Here is a 17,593-nt window from a genome sequence, read left to right on the forward strand (position 1 = left end):
TCTTAAAGATTGCGCGAAATAACCATGCGCTGAATATCGCTGGTGCCTTCGTAGATCTGGCAAACCCGCACGTCGCGGTAGATCCGCTCCAGCGGGAAGTCGTTCAGGTAACCGTAACCGCCGAGGGTTTGCAACGCTGAGGAGCAGACCTTCTCGGCCATTTCCGAGGCGAACAGTTTGGCCATGGAGGCTTCGACCAGGGCCGGTTTGCCGCTGTCACGCAGCGCGGCGGCGTAATGCACCATTTGCCGGGCGACGGCGATTTGGGTTGCCATGTCTGCCAGGCGGAACGCGACCGCCTGGTGTTCGATGATCGGCTCGCCGAAGCTCTCACGCTCACGGGCGTAGTCGCGGGCCGCTTCAAACGCGGCGCGGGCCATGCCCACCGACTGAGAGGCGATGCCGACACGGCCGCCTTCGAGGTTAGCCAGGGCGATGCGGTAACCTTCGCCCTCCTCGCCCAATCGATTGGCGACCGGGACTTTCACGTCTTCGAACAGGATCTGACAGGTGTCGGAGGCGTGCTGACCGAGTTTGTCTTCGACCCGCGCGACTTTGTAGCCCGGCGAATCGGTCGGCACGATCAGCGCCGTGATGCCACGCTTGCCGGCGCTCGGGTCGGTCACCGCAAATACGATCACCACTCCGGCGTTCTGCCCGGAGGTGATGAACTGCTTGCAGCCGTTGAGTACGTAGTGATCGCCTTCCAGGCGCGCGCGGGTTTTCAGGCCGCTCGCATCGGAGCCGGCTTGCGGCTCGGTCAGGGCAAAGGCACCGAGCATCGCGCCGCTGGCCAGGGGCTTGAGGAAGCGTTCTTTCTGATCGTCGTTGCCGTACTTGAGGATCGGCACGCAACCCACCGAGTTGTGCACGCTCATGATGGTCGAGCAGGCGCCGTCACCGGCCGCGATCTCTTCCAGGGCCATGGCGTAGGCCAGGTAGCCGGTGTCGCAACCGCCCCACTCTTCCGGCACCAGCATGCCGAAGAAGCCCAGTTCGGCCATCTCGCCGATGGCTTCCTTGGGAAAGCGATGCTCGCGGTCCCACTCGGCGGCGAACGGTTTCAGCCGTTCCTGGGCGAATTGCCGGGCCGCGTCGCTGATCTGAAGTTGTTCGTCATTGGGAATCATGACCAATCCTTAACTTGGTTGAAATACGGCCCCTGTGGGAGCGGGCTTGCCCGCGATGAGGCCGTGTCAGTAGACATCCATGTTGGATGACACACCGCAATCGCGGGCAAGCCCGCTCCCACAGTTATCGGTGGAGCCTTCAGTACAGGCATTCCACGGCCATGGCCGTGGCTTCACCGCCGCCGATGCAGATCGCTGCAACGCCGCGTTTCAGGCCTTTCTGGCGCAGGGCCGAGAGCAAGGTCACAAGGATCCGCGCGCCAGATGCACCAATCGGGTGGCCCAACGCGCAAGCGCCGCCGTGCACGTTGAGCTTCTCATGGGGAATTTCCAGGTGGGTCATCGCTGCCATGCCGACCACGGCGAACGCTTCGTTGACTTCGACCAGATCGACGTCGTTCAGCGACCAGCCGGTTTTCTTCATCAGCCGCTTGATCGCGCCGATCGGTGCCACCGGGAACAGGCCCGGCGTATCGGCGAATGCCGCGTGGCCATGGATCACCGCCAGCGGTTTGAGGCCGCGTTTGTCGGCTTCGGAACGACGCATCAACACCAATGCCGCCGCACCGTCGGAGATCGAACTGGAGTTGGCCGCTGTGACGGTACCGCCTTCTCGGAACGCCGGTTTCAGCGAGGCGATCTTGTCCAGTTTGGCCTTTGGCGGCTGTTCATCGTTGCTGATCAGTACCTGCTCTTTTCCGACAGTCACGGTGAGCGGCACGATCTCGTCTTTAAAGCTACCGTCGTTGATCGCTTGCTGCGCACGAGTGGTCGAGGCAATGGCAAACGCATCCTGGGCTTCGCGGCTGAAACCGTTGGTTTCGGCGCAATCCTCGGCAAAGGTACCCATCAGGCGGCCCTTGTCGTAGGCATCTTCCAGGCCATCGAGAAACATGGAATCGAGCACGCGGCCATGGCCCATGCGGTAACCGCTGCGGGCGCGGTCCAGCAGATACGGCGCGTTGGACATGCTTTCCATACCGCCCGCAACGACCACATCAGCGCTGCCGGCGACGAGCATGTCATGGGCCAGAATCGCCGCTTCCATGCCCGAACCACACATCTTGTTCAGGGTGGTGCAGCGGGTCGATTTATCCAGCCCCGCGCCCAACGCGGCTTGCCGCGCCGGTGCCTGGCCGAGGCCAGCGGGCAGTACGCAGCCAAACAGCACTTCTTCGACCGAATCAGGGGCGATACCGGCGCGTTCGACCGCCGCGCGAATCGCGGCAGCACCCAGTTGCGGTGCGGTCAGGCTTTTCAGTTCGCCCTGGAAAGCGCCCATCGGGGTGCGGACGGCGCTGACGATTACGATGGGATCGTTGGCAATTGTCATGACAAATCTCCTTACTTGGCGGCCATGCGCAAGGCACCGTCGAGACGGATCACCTCGCCATTGAGCATGCTGTTTTCAATGATATGCCTGACGAGCGCGGCATACTCGCCCGGTTTGCCCAGACGTGGCGGAAATGGCACGCCGGCCGCCAGGGATGCGCGGACTTCCGGGGTCATGCCGGCCATCATCGGGGTTTCGAAAATCCCGGGGGCGATGGTCATTACGCGGATACCGAAGCGCGCCAGTTCACGGGCGGCAGGCAAGGTCAGACTGACGATCGCGCCTTTGGACGCGGCGTACGCGGCCTGGCCGATCTGGCCATCGTACGCCGCCGCCGAAGCGGTGTTGATGATCACACCGCGCTCGCCGTCGGCATCCGCTTCGGTTTCGGCAATGGCCGCCGACGCCAGACGCAGCATATTGAAGCTGCCGATCAGGTTGACGTTGATCACCTGGCTGAAACTGGCCAGCGCGTGCGGGCCGGTCTTGCCGAGGATCTTCTCGCCACGCACGATGCCGGCGCAGTTGACCAGCCCGTTGAGGCCGCCGAAAGCTTTCACCGTCGCCTGTACGGCGGCTTCGGCTGCGGCTTCGTCACTGATGTCGGCCACCACGCTTTGCGCGCCGAGGCGTTCAGCCTGGGCCGCAACGGCTTCGGCGTTCATGTCCACCAGCATCACCTTGGCGCCGGCCGCGACCAGCATTTCAGCGGTGGCGGCACCGAGGCCCGACGCACCGCCGGTGATGAGAAAAACCTTGTTTTCGATCTGCATCATTGTTTCCTTGGATTCAAGCTGAAACGTTCTTCGCGGCGGCCTCTTGAGCCTTTGCGATTTCCTGGTTGCGCAAGATAAAGCGCTGCAATTTGCCGCTTGGGGTTTTCGGCAACTCGCTGACAAATTCGATTTCACGCGGGTATGAATGCGCCGCTAGACGCTTGCGCACGTGTTGGCGCAGTTCTTCAGCCAATTCCGGCGTCGGGCGATATTGCGAACCGATGACCACGAAGGCTTTCACCAGCTCGGTGCGCTCCGGATCTGGCTTGCCGACCACGGCGGCTTCTATTACCGCCGGGTGTTCGATCAGCGCGCTTTCCACGTCGAACGGACCCACGCGATAGCCGGAAGTGGTGATCACGTCATCGCTACGGCCGACGAAACTGATGCTGCCATCCGGGTTCCATTCGACGGTGTCGCCGCTCAGGTAATAGTTGCCGACGAAGGCCTTGGTCGGTGCGCCTTCATAACCGGCGAACCAGCACATCGGCGACTGGGTGCGGTCGATGGCCAGGATGCCCGGCTGGCCGACGCCGAGTTCTTTGTATTCGTCGTCGAGCACCACGATGCGATGGCCCGGCGAAGCAAACCCGGCGGCGCCCATGTGGATCGGGTGTTCAATGCCGTGGTGATTGCACAGGACCATGCCCAGTTCGGTCTGGCCATAATGGTCGTGAATGACCACGCCGAGGTTGTCGGCAAACCAGCGGATCACTTCCGGGTTCAGCGGCTCGCCGGCGCTGCTGACAATGCGCAGTTTGCCCTTGATCGAACGGGCGAATTCGTCACCCCCGGCAATCAACAGGCGGTAGGCCGTCGGTGATCCGGTGAGGTTGGTGATTCCGTACTTGTTGATGACCCGGCAGGTGCTTTCGAGGGTGAAAGGGCCGTCGTAAAAGGTGATCGGATGCCCCATCGCCATCGGACCGGTGACGCCGAAATAGATGCCGTAGGCCCAGCCCGGATCCGCTACGTTCCAGAATGCGTCTTCGGGGCGCAAGTCCACGGCATCGCGGGTGTAGCTCTGAAAGGCGACGATCGCCTTGAGCGGCACCGACAAGGCTTTCGACGGGCCGGTGGTGCCCGAGGTGAACATCAGCAGGAACGGGTCTTCGCCGGTCAGCAGCACCGGTTCGCACGCAGGGGAATAATTGGCCAGTTCGGCCCAGAAGCTGTTATCGCCGCGGACGATGCCTTGGCCTTTGGGGCCGGCAACGGTAACGATGGTCGGGCAGTCGGTAACTTCAGCCAGTTTTGAACGATTGACTGCGTCGGTGACCACCACTTTGGCACCGGAACAGCTCAATCGGTGTTCGATGGCTTTCGGGCCGAAGGCGGTGAACAGCGGCTGATAGACCGCGCCGATGCGCCAGGTTGCGAAGACGGTGATCAGCAACTCGATGTTCCGTGGCAAGAGACCGGCAACCTTGTCGCCCTTCTTCACGCCTTGGGCCAGGAGGAAATTGGCAAACCGCGCGGCTTTGTCCTGCAAGTCGCTGAAGGTGTACGTCGCGCTGGCGCCGTCGCGACCTTCCCAGAACAGCGCAATGCGCCCCGGCAAGGCGTGCCGGTCGCAACACTCGACGCAGGCGTTGAGGGCGGTCAAATCACCGGCAAGTGCGGCGTCGACGGTGTGCTGATAATTGAACTGTGACGTGGCAGACAAGTAATCGCGCATTGCCAGAATCCCTCTGTATTTTTATTAGGTTGGGGGAACCGTAAAAAACCACAGAAATACTCGCTCCGCGCGGGGATCGGGGCAATGGTCAAAGCTATCAAGTTGTTTGACTGGTTTGGCCAAGGTAGCCAATGATCGTTCCCACGCAGAGCGTGGGAACGATCGGTGTCTAGCTCGATTCGTTAAGGATCAGGCTACGGTAATGCCCAGGATTGGACCCCGACCACTTGCGAAACGCCTTATAAAACGAACTCGCATCAGCAAACCCCAACCGCGTAGCAATTTCGGCAAAGCTGATATGCGCCTCGGCCAGCCACACAATCGCCAATTCCTTGCGTACGCTGTCCTTGAGCCCTTGGTAAGTCTGCCCTTCTTCCGCCAGTCGCCGGCGCAAGGTCGAGGCCGACATGCACAGTTGCTGCGCCAGCGGTTCGGTCTCCGGCCACTGCTCAGCGGGCAACTGGCGCAAATCATGTTTGATCCGGCTCGCCAGGCTTTCAGGGTCGCGATACTTGACCAGAATATTCGCCGGCGCGTGGGCCAGGAACCGCTTGAGTTCTTCGGGGCTGCGCTTGATCGGCAAATCCAGGCAGTCCGCCGAGAAAATCATCCGCGTGCGTGGCCGGTCGAAACGCAGGTTCTCGGAAAACATCACCTGATAGTCATCGCAGAAATCCGGCTCTGAACAACGCAACTCGATGGCCAGAATCGGTATGCGCCGCCCCGCCAGCCAACAGGCAACGCCGTGAACGATCATCCAGTAGGTGAAATAGGTAAAGGCACGGTGCGGGTCCTGGTCGTCTTCCAGCAACACAATCTCCGCCAGGCTTTGCTGACGAACCAGCTGCGCGGGCATGCGTTCAAGCATCAACGACAGAAAGCTCAGGCCAGACGTCAGACCGGCCGCGAGACTCGGCTGGATCATCGAACTGCGACAGAGAAATTCAAGGCTTCCGGATTTGAGCTTGCGCGGGTCCATGCCAAAAAACTCATCGTCTCCGCGCCGGGCGAGCAAGCGCCATAACCGCGCATAGGCGGTGGCCGGAACCCGGGCATCGCTGGTTTGCAGCAATGCAGGGTCGATACCGACCTTATTCAACACCTCGTCGGTGGCGGCTCCGGGGGCGCAGCTTTGCAACAGTGCTTCGCGCACCAGTTGAATGGCGATGGTGTCTTTTTCCGACATTGAGCGAGGCAAGCCTTGTTCTTGTTTGAGTGCCGGCATCTTAGCGCAGCCGCCAGCCCAATGCAGATCCTCTGGGCAGCGAAAATCCATGTGGGAGCGGGCTTGCCCGCGATGGCGGAGTGTCAGTCGACATATATTTTGAATGGGCAGCCGTCATCGCGGGCAAGCCCGCTCCCACAGGGTTTAATGTGATATTCAGGGTTGTTCAGGTTAGGTTCAGGTAAATGTCAATGAATGCCATTTGGGAATGAGTGTCATTATGTTACAAATTAGCACCCTATCTAATCCCGAGACGGTGCTGAATGCTTGTCCCTTTTCTGATCATGCTGCGCGAAGGTATTGAAGCCGCGTTGATCGTTGGCATCATCGCCAGCTACCTCAAGCAGACCGGCCGTGGCCAGTGGATGCCGGCCGTGTGGATCGGCGTGTTCCTCGCCGTTGCGCTGGCCCTGCTGGTGGGTGGTGGTCTGGAACTGGTCAGCGCCGAGTTTCCGCAGAAACAACAGGAACTGTTTGAAGGCGTGGTCGGCCTGGTGGCTGTCGGCATTCTCAGCTCCATGGTGTTCTGGATGCGCAAAGTGGCGCGTTCGATCAAGCACTCGCTGCACGTCTCCCTCGATCACGCGCTGACCGGCTCCAGACACCAGGTGACCGCGTTGATCGCCATGGTGTTTTTCGCCGTCGCCCGTGAAGGCCTGGAAACGGTGTTCTTCCTGCTCGCCGTGTTCCAGCAGAGCGAAGGCCCGGCGGCACCGATTGGCGCCCTCCTCGGCCTGATCCTGGCGATCATCGTCGGCTTCCTGATCTACACCGGCAGCATGCGCTTGAACCTCGGCGCGTTCTTCCGCTGGACCGGTCTTTTCATCCTCGTGGTCGCTGCCGGCATTCTCGCCAACTCGGTGCAGGCCCTGCATGAAGCCGGGGTGTGGAATTACCTGCAAACCGTGCTCTTCGACTTCAGTGCGACCCTGCCGATGGACGGCCCGGTGGGCTCGGTGCTGGCCGGCATGTTCGGTTACCAGGACGCGCCGACGGTCAGCACCCTCGGGGCGTATCTGATTTACCTGGTGGTGGCGCTGGTGATGTTTTTTCTACCCACGCCGGCGCCGGCTAAACAACCTTCTTCCGTTTCCAGCCAGTAAGGGCACCCATGCCAAATCAAGCCCCTCCCCAGGCTTCGCCTCCCCGCGCCTTGCGCTGGGCGGTGGCCGGTTCGGTGATCGTGATGATCGCCGCCGGTGGCCTGTTCTACTACGCCTCGAAAATGGCCGCAGCCAAGCGTCAGACCAACCATGATGAGGTGGTGGTGACCATTCACTCGCACAGTTGCGAGCCGAATGCGCTGACCGTTCCAGCAGGCCGCGCCAGTTTCCGCATCGTCAATCGCTCGGACCGGGCCGTTGAATGGGAAATCCTCGACGGCGTGCTGGTGGTCGAAGAACGGGAAAACATCGCACCGGGCCTGAGTCAGGTGATCAATGCCAACCTGGTGCCCGGCGACTATGCGATCACCTGCGGACTGCTGAGCAACCCGCGCGGCACCTTGCACGTGACCCCGACGGCCGCTTCCGAAGCGGCGGCCAAGGCCAAACCGTCGATGGTCGCTTTCGTGGGGCCGTTGTCGGAATTCCGGGTGTACCTGAGCAGGCAGGGCAGCGCGCTGATCAAATCCGTCAACGCACTTGAACAGGCGATTGCTTCCGGCGACCTGAGCCAGGCACAAGCGCTGTATGTGCCCGCTCGCGAAGCCTATCAACGGATCGCCCCGGCCGCCCAGCGTCTGGCCGAACTGGACAACGCGATCAACGCCCGCGCCGATTACTTCGAGAAACGCGAACAGGATCCGGCCTTCAGCGGTTTTCACCGCATCGAGTACGCGCTGTTCCAGCAACGCAACCTCGACGGTCTGACACCGGTTGCCCAGCGCCTGAGCAGCGATGTCACCACGCTCAAACAGCAACTGCTCGCCCGGTCGCTGCCACCGGAGCAACTGGTGAGCATTGTCGCGCGCAATCTCCACAGCCTCGCCGATGTGCGCGCCAGCAGCGGTGAAGAGGAACGCTACAGCCACGCTGACCTCAACGGTTTCGCCGCCAACCTTTTTGCAGCCCGCAAAGTCGTCGACCTGTTGCGCCCGCTGCTGACCAAGTCTGCCGCCGAGTTGCTGCCGAACATCGACAGTGCAGTCACCGCCCTCGACGCCGAACTCAATGGCCTCAAGGTCAAGGACGGCTACGCGAGCTACGACACGGTGAGCGCCGAACAGCGCAAACAGATCGCCGACAAGGCCAAGGCGCTGGCCGACGCACTCGATGGAATCGATCCCGCCCTTGGCCTTTCCGGCCTTTAAGCAGAAGACTCAAAACCGATGAACGATTCAGAACACTTCAATCTCCAGCGTCGCCGCGTATTGATGGGCATGGGCGCCGCCGGTGTCGCGCTGGCAGGCTCCGCACTGAGCTGCCCGGCGATGGCCGCGAGCCCCGCGCAAGTCACCGAAGCGCCGAGCAGCGACAAGACCGAAGACCGCCACGCGTTCCACGGCAAACACCAGACCGGCATCGTCACCCCGCGCCCGGCGTCCGGCATGCTGGTGTCGTTTGATGTGCTGGCCAGTGATCGCGAAGACCTGGAGCGGCTGTTCCGCACCCTCAACGAGCGTATTGCGTTTCTGATGCAGGGCGGCCCGGTGGCTCAGGTCGATCCAAAGCTGCCGCCGGTGGATTCAGGAATCCTCGGCCCGGTGGTCACGCCGGACAACCTGACCATCACCGTATCGGTGGGCGAATCGCTGTTCGACGAGCGCTTCGGTCTGGCAGGTGCGAAACCGAAACGACTGATGCGCATGGTCGGTTTTCCCAACGACGCACTGGAAGCCGATTGCTGCCACGGCGACCTGAGCTTGCAGTTCTGCTCCAACACCACCGACACCAACATCCACGCCCTGCGCGACATCGTGAAAAACCTGCCGGACCTGCTGCTGGTGCGTTGGAAACAGGAAGGCAGCGTGCCGCCACAAGCCCCGACGAAACCCAGTGCGCCGGCACAGAGCGCACGCAATTTCCTCGGTTTTCGCGATGGCTCGGCGAACCCGGACTCCAACGACGCCAAGGCCATGGACAGCATCGTCTGGGTGCAACCGGGCAGCGACGAACCGACTTGGGCCGCCAATGGCAGCTACCAGGCGGTGCGGATCATCCGCAACTTCGTCGAGCGCTGGGACCGCACGCCATTGCAGGAACAGGAAAGCATTCTCGGCCGCCTCAAAAGCACCGGCGCGCCCATGGGCGGTGCCCATGAAACCCAGGTCCCGGACTACGCCAAGGACCCGGAAGGCAAGCTGACCAAACTCGACGCGCATATCCGTCTGGCCAACCCACGCACCGCCGCGACCCAGGCCAACCTGATCCTGCGCCGGCCGTTCAACTACTCCAACGGCGTGAATAAGAACGGTCAGCTGGACATGGGCTTGCTGTTCATCTGCTACCAGGCCGATCTGGAAAAAGGCTTTATCACCGTGCAGACCCGACTCAACGGCGAGCCGCTGGAGGAGTACCTCAAGCCGGTCGGCGGCGGTTACTTCTTCACCCTGCCGGGTGTGACGGGCGACAAGGACTTCATCGGTCGCTCGCTGCTTACCGCTACCTCACCCAAAACCAACGCCTGAACAACCCTCACACGGAACCGTCCCATGATAAAGTCGCCACTCGCGTTATTGCTGACCCTTGGCCTGCTCAATACCCCGCTTTCGGCTTTCGCGGCGACGGCGCCGCTGGAGCTGGTGCAGCCGATTTCGGATTACAAAATCTACGTCACCGAGCAACTGGATGAGCTCGCCAGCCATACCCAACAGTTCACCGACGCGGTGAAAAAAGGTGACCTGGCCACCGCCAAGAAACTCTATGCGCCGACCCGGGTTTACTACGAGTCGATTGAGCCGATTGCCGAGCTGTTCAGTGACCTGGACGCTTCCATCGATTCGCGGGTGGATGACCACGAAAAAGGCGTGAAAGCCGAAGACTTCACCGGTTTTCACCGCATCGAGTATTCGCTGTTCTCGGAAAACAGCACCAAGGGGCTTGATGAACTGGCTGATGGCTTGAACAAAGACGTCAAGGACCTGCAAACCCGCGTAGCCGGCCTGACCTTCCCGCCGGAGAAAGTAGTGGGCGGCGCTGCCGCGTTGCTGGAAGAAGTGGCGGCGACCAAGATCTCCGGTGAAGAAGATCGCTACAGCCACACCGACCTGTATGACTTCCAGGGCAACATCGATGGCGCGAAGAAAATCGTCGACCTGTTCCGTCCGCAGATCGAGAAGCAGGACGCGGCGTTTATTGCCAAGGTCGACAAGAACTTCGCCAGCGTGAACAAGATTCTGGCGAAGTACAAAACCAGGGATGGCGGTTTTGAGACGTATGACAAGGTGAAAGAGAACGACCGCAAGGCGTTGGTTGGGCCGGTGAATACGTTGGCTGAAGATTTGTCGACGTTGCGCGGGAAGCTGGGGTTGAACTGAGGCTTTTCTAGCGTCTGGGCTGTCCCCATCGCGGGCAAGCCCGCTCCCACAGGAGTTTTGTGTCGTACACAAATCCAATGTGGGAGCGGGCTTGCTCGCGAAGGCATTATCACAGTCACCAATAATCCATCCTGGTTCACACAAGCCGCGCTAACATCCCCCGCCAATAACAAAAGCTCACGGAAGACTCACCCATGACCACCCCAGCCTTCGACCTGCGCCCCCTCATGGTCGCCAACATGGCCTGTTCCATGTCGATGATGGCGTTCGTTTCCCTGATCGGGCCGATCGCCCGGGTGTTGGGCCTGGCCACCTGGCAGGCCGGCGCGGCGGTGACGGTGTCCGGGGTGATCTGGATGTTGCTCGCCCGCCCTTGGGGCCAGGCCAGTGATCGCTATGGCCGGCGACGGATTCTGCTGATCGCCACGGCCGGTTTCACCCTCGCCTACTGGGCTTTGTGCCTGTTCATCGACGCCTCGCTGCGGTTTCTGCCGTCAGCGCTTCTGGGCTTCATCGGATTGATGATCGGGCGCGGCCTGATCGGCGTGTTCTATGCGGCGATTCCGGTGGGTGGCAACGCGTTGATCGCCGACAACATCGAGCCGCAACACCGCGCCAAAGCCATGGCCGCCCTGGGCGCGGCCAACGCCTGCGGCCTGGTGATCGGCCCGGCAATCGCGGCGTTGTTGTCGCGCTTCAGCCTGAGCCTGCCGTTCTATGCCATGGCGATCTTGCCGCTGCTGGCGTTTGTGGTGCTGCGCTACAAGCTCAAAGGTCAGGAACTGCACCTGCGACAAGCACCGCGCAAGGTTCACCTGAACGATCCACGACTGCGTCGCCCTATGGCGGTCGCGTTCGTGGCGATGCTGTGCGTGTCGATTGCGCAGATCACCGTTGGCTTCTTCGCCCTCGACAGACTCGGCATGAGCCCGGCCGACGCCGCGCAAACCGCTGGCATCGCCTTGACCATGGTCGGTTTCGCATTGATCTGTTCGCAATTGGTGGTGCGACGGCTCGAATGGCCACCGCTGCGGCTGATCCGTGCGGGCGCACTGGTGGCGGCCGTGGGCTTTGCCGGCAGCATCCTGGCGGATACCGCGTGGGGGTTGTGGCTGTGCTTTTTCGTGTCGGCGGGCGGGATGGGGCTGATCTTTCCGTCGTTCGCCGCCCTGGCCGCCAACGCGGTCGATGCCTCGGAACAAGGCGCCACCGCCGGCTCCATTGGTGCCGCGCAGGGCTTTGGCGTGGTCATCGGACCGCTGGCGGCGACGTTGATCTACGACATCGAACCGCGCCTGCCCTATCTGGTGGCTGCCGGGTTGTTGCTGCTGGTGGCGGTGTGGCCACAGCCCAGGCAGCACTGAGCCTTACAGGATGCGATAGAGCAACCGCTCGATCCGTACCCGACTGACGCGCTTGAGGAACTTGGCCACTGCCGCCGGGTATTCCAGCAGCGTCTCCAGGTCCTGATAACGCTGGATGCGCGTGGTGTTCTGGAAAATCTCGCCCAGTTCTTTGCTGCGCGGTTCCAGCAGTTCGCCTTTCGGGTCGTCGATCAGCAGTGCGTTTTCCAGATCCAGACGGAACGCCCGTGGATTCAGGTTATTACCGGTCAGCAAGGTGTAGCGCTGGTCGATCCACATGCCTTTGAGGTGATAGGTGTTGTCGCCGTCCTTCCACAAATGCAGGTTCAGCTTGCCGCTGTCGATGCTGTGCTGATGGCGCTTGGCAAAGCGCCGCAGGCTGATCTCATAGAGATACGGCAGCGCGGCGATCACCTTGAACGGCTCGCTCGGCGGGATGAAGAAGTCATTGGCGGTCTTGTCGCCGATCACGATATCGATCTTCACACCACGGCCCAAAGCCCGGTTGATTTCCCGGGTCACCGCCAACGGCAGGTTGAAGTACGGCGTGCAGATGGTCAGCTGATGCTGCGCGCTGGCGATCAATTCGCAGATCACCCGGCTTAACGGGTTGTTTTTGCCGACGCCCAGCAATGGACTTACGGACAAACCGCCCTTCGCCGTGCTGCCGGCCGTGGTGTCATAGGCCGCGTGCTTGAGGCGGCTGCGCAAATCGCCGATGTCGTTGCGCAGGCTGCGGGTGGTCGGCAGGTTCGGCAGGTCGAGACGATGCACCGCTTTGGAGGCGACCAGGCCATGCTGGATCAGGTGCTGCATGGAATCGGCCAGCGCGTGGTTCTGCAGCAGGTGATAACGGTCGTAGCGGTATTTGTCGAACTTGTGCAGGTAAACGTTGTTCAGGCTCGCGCCGCTGTAGATCACGCAGTCGTCGATCACGAAGCCTTTCAAATGCAGCACGCCGAACAGCTCGCGGGTCTGCACCGGCACGCCATACACCGGCACAACACTTTCGTGAGTGCGAGTCGCTTCCTGATACCAGGCCGAGTTGCCCGGTTGTTTGCCGGCACCGATCAAACCGCGCTGGGCGCGCAGCCAGTCCACCACCACGACCACGTCCAGTTGCGGACGCGCCAGTTTGGCGGCGTGCAAGGCATCAAGGATTTCCTGACCGGCCTCGTCCTGTTGCAGGTACAGCGCGACGATATAGATGCGCTGGGTGGCACTGGCGATTTTTTCCAGCAGGCAACGACGGAACTCGGCGGCGCCGGAAAGAATGGTGACGGCATCGGCGGTCAGCGGAAAACTGCGCAGTTTAGGCAGCAGAGAGCGTTTGAAAAGCGACGGCATAGGGCTCGCAAAGGGTCAATTCCGAATAGCCCGAGAGCTTACACCATGGATGGGCTTGGGTCTTGCTGGCGTCTGTACTGCCCCCATCGCTAGCAGGCTAGCTCCCACAGTGGAATGCATTTCAAATGTGGGAGCTAGCCTGCTAGCAATGGCTTTCCAATCAACAAGAAAATATCCGCTTGACCAAGGAGAACGATCGTTCTACTGTTTGCCACATGAACGAAATCACTAGCAACGACACACGCGACATCATTCTGGATGTCACCGAAAAGTTGATCTACAAAAGTGGCATCGCTGCCACCGGCATGGATCTTCTGGTGAAAACTGCCGGCGTCTCCAGAAAAAGTATCTACCGCTACTTCGCCAACAAGGAGGAGCTGACCGTCGCCGCCCTGCAACGCCGCGACGTGCGCTGGATGCACTGGTACAAAAGCGAGGTCGATCAGGCTGAAACCCCGGCCGACCGCCTGCTCAACCTGTTTACCGTGCTCAAGGCCTGGTTCGCCTCCGAAGGCTTCCGCGGCTGCGCGTTCATTAACACCAGCGGTGAAACCGGCGACCCGCAAGACCCGGTTCGCCTAGTCGCCAAAGACCATAAACAAAAGCTGCTCGACTACGTGCGCGAGCTCTGCACCGAACATGGCGCTACCGAACCGGAGACGCTGGCCAAACAGCTGCTGATCCTGATCGATGGCGCCATTACCGTGGCGCTTGTCATGGGTGATCACAGTGCCGCCGATAATGCGCAATGCATGGCGCGAAAGTTATTGGACCTGTAACACTTACACCAAGCCCGACAACTTGCTTGAACTTTAAATTTAGAGGGAAACTTTAAATGTCCAACACCGAAGTTCGTCCGCCATTGCCGCCCTTCACCCGTGAATCGGCCATCGAAAAAGTTCGCCTGGCCGAAGACGGCTGGAACTCCCGCGACCCGGAACGCGTGTCGCTGGCCTACACCCTGGACACCCAGTGGCGTAACCGCGCCGAGTTCGCTTACAACCGTGAAGAGGCCAAAGGTTTCCTGACCCGTAAATGGGCCAAGGAGCTGGATTATCGTCTGATCAAGGAACTCTGGGCCTTTACCGACAACCGCATCGCTGTGCGTTACGCCTATGAGTGGCACGACGACTCGGGCAACTGGTTCCGTTCCTACGGCAACGAAAACTGGGAGTTCGCCGAGAACGGTCTGATGGCCAACCGGTTTGCCTGCATCAACGACATGCCGATCAAGGAAAGCGACCGCAAGTTCCACTGGCCGCTGGGTCGTCGTCCGGATGATCATCCAAGCCTGTCCGACCTGGGCCTGTAAACTCACCTAGACTGATCGTTCCCACGCTCTGCGTGGGAATGCCTCACAGGACGCTCCGCGTCCGCTTCAGGGACGCAGAGCGTCCCGGGCTGCATTCCCACGCGGGAGCGTGGGAACGATCAGTGGTGTTCAGGCGACTGCGGTTTGCGGCTTCACCTGCGCTTTTGCTTCGAGTTCGCGCACCAACGGCAACACCCGCTTGCCGAAATACTCCACCTCTTCCTGAAAGTGCAGAAACCCCGCCAACACCAAATCAACGCCCACCGCTTTCAACCCCACGATGCGCTCGGCAATCTGTTGCGGCGTGCCGATCAGGTTGGTCTTGAAGCCATCGTTGTACTGCACCAAGTCCTCAAATGTCGATTTGGCCCAGTTGCCCTCACCCTCTGGCGACGCCCTGCCCGCTTGCTTCGCCGCATCACCAAAGGCATTCACCGCTTCCGGATCGGCCTGATCGATGATTTGCGCCAACACTGCCCGCGCCTCTTCTTCCGTGTCCCGAGCGATGACAAACGCGTTCACCCCGATCTTCACCGAATGATTATTGGCCGCCGCCTTGACGCGGATGTCATCGACCTGGGCCTTGATGCCTTCAGGCGTGTTGCCATTGGTGAAGTACCAGTCCGAGACTCGCGCCGCCATGTCCCGGGCAGCGCGCGAACTGCCGCCCTGGAAGATTTCCGGCTGGCCCAGTGGCTTGGGCTTGAGGCTGTAGTTGTCGAAGCGGTAGAAGTCGCCGCGGAACGTGAAGTTGTCCTGACTCCAGATCCCTTTGAGCGAGCGGATGAACTCCTCTGAACGACGATAGCGTTCGTCGTGCTCCAGCCAGTGTTCACCAATCGCCTGGAATTCGCCCTTGAACCAGCCGCTGACGATGTTCACCGCCCCCCGACCATTAGTCAGTTGATCGATGGTCGCCAGTTGCTTGGCTGCCAACGCCGGTTGCCAAGGCCCCGGCAGGATCGCCGCGATCACTTTCAGTTTGGTCGTAGCGGCGAGCAATGCATGGCTGAAGGCGACCGATTCGTGTTGGAACTCGGCACCATAACCGGCGGTGAAACGAATCTGGGTCAGGGCGTATTCGAACCCGGCCTCTTCGGCCAGTTGCGCCAGTTTGCGGTTGTAGTCGATGCCCCAGTGGGTGCGTTGTTCGATCTTGCTGACCACCAGCCCGCCGCTGACGTTCGGTACCCAGTAGGCAAATTTGACGGCTTGCTGACTCATTGGCTTGTCCTCTGGACGTTGGGTAGTCCTTGGGGCAGAGCAGCAACCGTGCCAGTGCTGAATCGCGACCCGCGACACAACTGTCTCAAGCCAGGCGAAATCCCTGTGGGAGCGGGCTTGCTCGCGAAAGCGGTATGTCAGTTAACGATATGTTGAATGGCACACCGCATTCGCGAGCAAGCCCGCTCCCACAGGGATCTCGGTTTGTCTGGGGCAATTTGCGGATGCACTGTTGGCGCAGCAACAGTTGCGGCAGGGGAAAAACCGGGCAAGCCCGCAATGGCAGGGCTTCGAATTTCGGCATGGACCGTGCAATCCCCTTTGGCATCCACTGCCGTTCCAAGGAGCCATCCCATGTCCGAACACCAGGTAATCAATCCTCTGTCCATTGGCACTGACTATGAGGCACTGGCCTCAAGATTCCGCCCTATATTCCAGCGAATCGCCGCCGGTGCCGTTGAGCGCGAGCAAACCCGCAGCCTGCCCTTCGAGCCGGTTCAATGGCTCAAGGAAGCCGGGGTCGGCGCCGTGCGGGTTCCGGTGGAATATGGCGGTGGCGGCGCGTCCCTGCCGCAGTTGTTCGAGTTGCTGATCGAATTGGCCGAAGCCGATTCCAACGTGCCCCAGGCTTTGCGCGGGCATTTCGCCTTTGTCGAGGACCGCTTGAACTCACCGACGGGGCCGGGCCGAGATCTATGGTTCAAGCGCTTTGTCGACGGTGACATCGTCGGCAATGCCTGGACTGAAATCGGCAGCGTGGCGATCGGCGACGTGATCACCAAAGTTTCGCCCCACGCAGATCAGTGGCGGCTCAATGGCGAGAAGTTCTACAGCACCGGCAGCCTGTTTTCCGACTGGATCGACGTGTATGCCCAGCGCAGCGACACCGGCGGCGATGTGATTGCCGCGGTCCGCACCCGCCAGCCCGGGATCGTGCAGAGCGATGACTGGGACGGTTTCGGCCAGCGCACCACCGGCAGTGGCACCTCGCGGTTTATCGACGCTGAAGTCGACGCCGAGAACATCATCGACTTCGCTACCCGGTTCAAATACCAGACCGCGTTCTATCAGTTGGTGTTGCTGGCCGCCCTGGCCGGGATCGGTCGCGCGGCACTGCGCGACGTGGCTCATCAGGTCCGCGAGCGCAAACGCATTTACAGCCACGGCAATGCACAGCATGTCAGCCAGGATTCTCAGGTTCAGCAAGTGGTCGGTGACATTGCCGCGTGGGTGTATGCCGCCGAGGCAAGTGCGCTGAAGGCCGCAGAACCGGCGCAACGGGCGTATCTGGCGCGATTCTCGGGTGATGCGCAGCTGGAACGGGCGGCGAATGTCGTGGCGGAGATCGAATCGGCCAAGGCGCAGGTCGTGGTTTCCGAGTTGATCCTGCGAGCGACCACGCAGTTGTTCAATGCGCTGGGGGCCTCGGATGTGCGAGAGGGTAAATCGCTGGATCGGCATTGGCGCAATGCGCGGACGGTGTCGTCGCACAATCCGCTGATCTACAAGGCGCGGATAGTCGGGGACTGGACGATCAACGGGACGGAGCCGCCGTTTGTGTGGCAGATCGGGAATGGACCTGCCAGCAAGTGATGTAGTGCCCTTAAGTCAATCATCGCGAGCAGGCTCGCTCCCACACTGGATCTGTGGCGTCCATAAATCCCCTGTAGGAGCGAGCCTGAACTGGCCTAATAATTCCGGACACCTCTTAAGGGCGATATGATTTC

At 60.9% G+C, this 17,593-nt stretch carries 15 protein-coding genes; 8 read left to right on the top strand and 7 right to left on the bottom strand.

Features of this window, described 5'->3' with window-relative positions; genetic code table 11:
* Positions 1-2: 2 nt before the first annotated feature.
* The 5 genes from ACYZT8_RS15055 to ACYZT8_RS15075 form a co-directional block, all read right to left on the bottom strand.
* Positions 3-1,130 (bottom strand): acyl-CoA dehydrogenase, encoded by a 1,128-nt coding sequence (locus tag ACYZT8_RS15055; protein ID WP_461973751.1) that lies wholly within the window; start codon positions 1,128-1,130, stop codon positions 3-5.
* Positions 1,131-1,269: 139 nt separating this feature from the next.
* Positions 1,270-2,463 carry an acetyl-CoA C-acyltransferase gene (locus tag ACYZT8_RS15060; RefSeq protein ID WP_461973753.1) on the bottom strand — a complete coding sequence of 398 codons (1,194 nt, stop codon included), beginning with the start codon at positions 2,461-2,463 and terminating at the stop codon, positions 1,270-1,272.
* 11 nt (positions 2,464-2,474) lie between these two features.
* Positions 2,475-3,236, bottom strand: a complete 762-nt coding sequence (locus ACYZT8_RS15065) for an SDR family NAD(P)-dependent oxidoreductase (RefSeq protein WP_461973755.1) — start codon at positions 3,234-3,236, stop codon at positions 2,475-2,477.
* Positions 3,237-3,252: 16 nt separating this feature from the next.
* Positions 3,253-4,917, bottom strand: coding sequence for an AMP-binding protein (locus tag ACYZT8_RS15070; RefSeq protein WP_461973757.1), 1,665 nt, complete (start codon positions 4,915-4,917; stop codon positions 3,253-3,255).
* Between the two features lie 169 nt (positions 4,918-5,086).
* The gene (locus tag ACYZT8_RS15075) at positions 5,087-6,103 is read right to left on the bottom strand and encodes an AraC family transcriptional regulator (RefSeq protein ID WP_461982478.1); all 1,017 of its coding nucleotides are present in this window, start codon (positions 6,101-6,103) and stop codon (positions 5,087-5,089) included.
* Positions 6,104-6,405: 302 nt separating this feature from the next.
* Here ACYZT8_RS15075 and efeU point away from each other — a divergent pair, with 302 nt between their 5' ends.
* From efeU to ACYZT8_RS15100, 5 genes are all read left to right on the top strand, one after another.
* On the top strand, positions 6,406-7,245 hold the full coding sequence (gene efeU / locus ACYZT8_RS15080) for an iron uptake transporter permease EfeU (protein ID WP_461973759.1): 840 nt from the start codon (positions 6,406-6,408) through the stop codon (positions 7,243-7,245).
* Between the two features lie 8 nt (positions 7,246-7,253).
* A complete protein-coding gene (gene efeO, locus ACYZT8_RS15085; RefSeq protein ID WP_461973761.1) occupies positions 7,254-8,453 on the top strand; it encodes an iron uptake system protein EfeO in 1,200 nt (399 codons plus the stop codon).
* A gap of 18 nt (positions 8,454-8,471) precedes the next feature.
* A complete protein-coding gene (gene efeB / locus ACYZT8_RS15090) occupies positions 8,472-9,770 on the top strand; it encodes an iron uptake transporter deferrochelatase/peroxidase subunit (RefSeq protein WP_461973763.1) in 1,299 nt (432 codons plus the stop codon).
* A gap of 24 nt (positions 9,771-9,794) precedes the next feature.
* Positions 9,795-10,619: an iron uptake system protein EfeO gene (gene efeO, locus ACYZT8_RS15095; RefSeq protein ID WP_461973765.1), complete on the top strand. Its 825-nt coding sequence runs from the start codon at positions 9,795-9,797 to the stop codon at positions 10,617-10,619.
* A gap of 194 nt (positions 10,620-10,813) precedes the next feature.
* Positions 10,814-11,983, top strand: coding sequence for an MFS transporter (locus ACYZT8_RS15100; protein ID WP_461973767.1), 1,170 nt, complete (start codon positions 10,814-10,816; stop codon positions 11,981-11,983).
* A gap of 3 nt (positions 11,984-11,986) precedes the next feature.
* Here ACYZT8_RS15100 and pssA read toward each other — a convergent pair whose 3' ends face one another.
* A complete protein-coding gene (gene pssA / locus ACYZT8_RS15105; protein WP_461973769.1) occupies positions 11,987-13,330 on the bottom strand; it encodes a CDP-diacylglycerol--serine O-phosphatidyltransferase in 1,344 nt (447 codons plus the stop codon).
* 215 nt (positions 13,331-13,545) lie between these two features.
* Here pssA and ACYZT8_RS15110 point away from each other — a divergent pair, with 215 nt between their 5' ends.
* The gene (locus ACYZT8_RS15110; RefSeq protein ID WP_461973771.1) at positions 13,546-14,109 is read left to right on the top strand and encodes a TetR/AcrR family transcriptional regulator; all 564 of its coding nucleotides are present in this window, start codon (positions 13,546-13,548) and stop codon (positions 14,107-14,109) included.
* 56 nt (positions 14,110-14,165) lie between these two features.
* Positions 14,166-14,642, top strand: a complete 477-nt coding sequence (locus ACYZT8_RS15115; protein ID WP_461958997.1) for a nuclear transport factor 2 family protein — start codon at positions 14,166-14,168, stop codon at positions 14,640-14,642.
* A 129-nt stretch (positions 14,643-14,771) separates the two neighbouring features.
* On the opposite strand, the gene sfnG is transcribed toward ACYZT8_RS15115, so the two are convergent.
* Entirely contained in the window at positions 14,772-15,866 is a 1,095-nt protein-coding gene (gene sfnG / locus ACYZT8_RS15120; RefSeq protein ID WP_461973773.1) for a dimethylsulfone monooxygenase SfnG, read from the bottom strand.
* Positions 15,867-16,220: 354 nt separating this feature from the next.
* Here sfnG and ACYZT8_RS15125 point away from each other — a divergent pair, with 354 nt between their 5' ends.
* A complete protein-coding gene (locus ACYZT8_RS15125; RefSeq protein WP_461973775.1) occupies positions 16,221-17,459 on the top strand; it encodes an acyl-CoA dehydrogenase family protein in 1,239 nt (412 codons plus the stop codon).
* Positions 17,460-17,593: the final 134 nt, after the last annotated feature.

This window comes from Pseudomonas sp. LB3P93 (assembly GCF_054898025.1).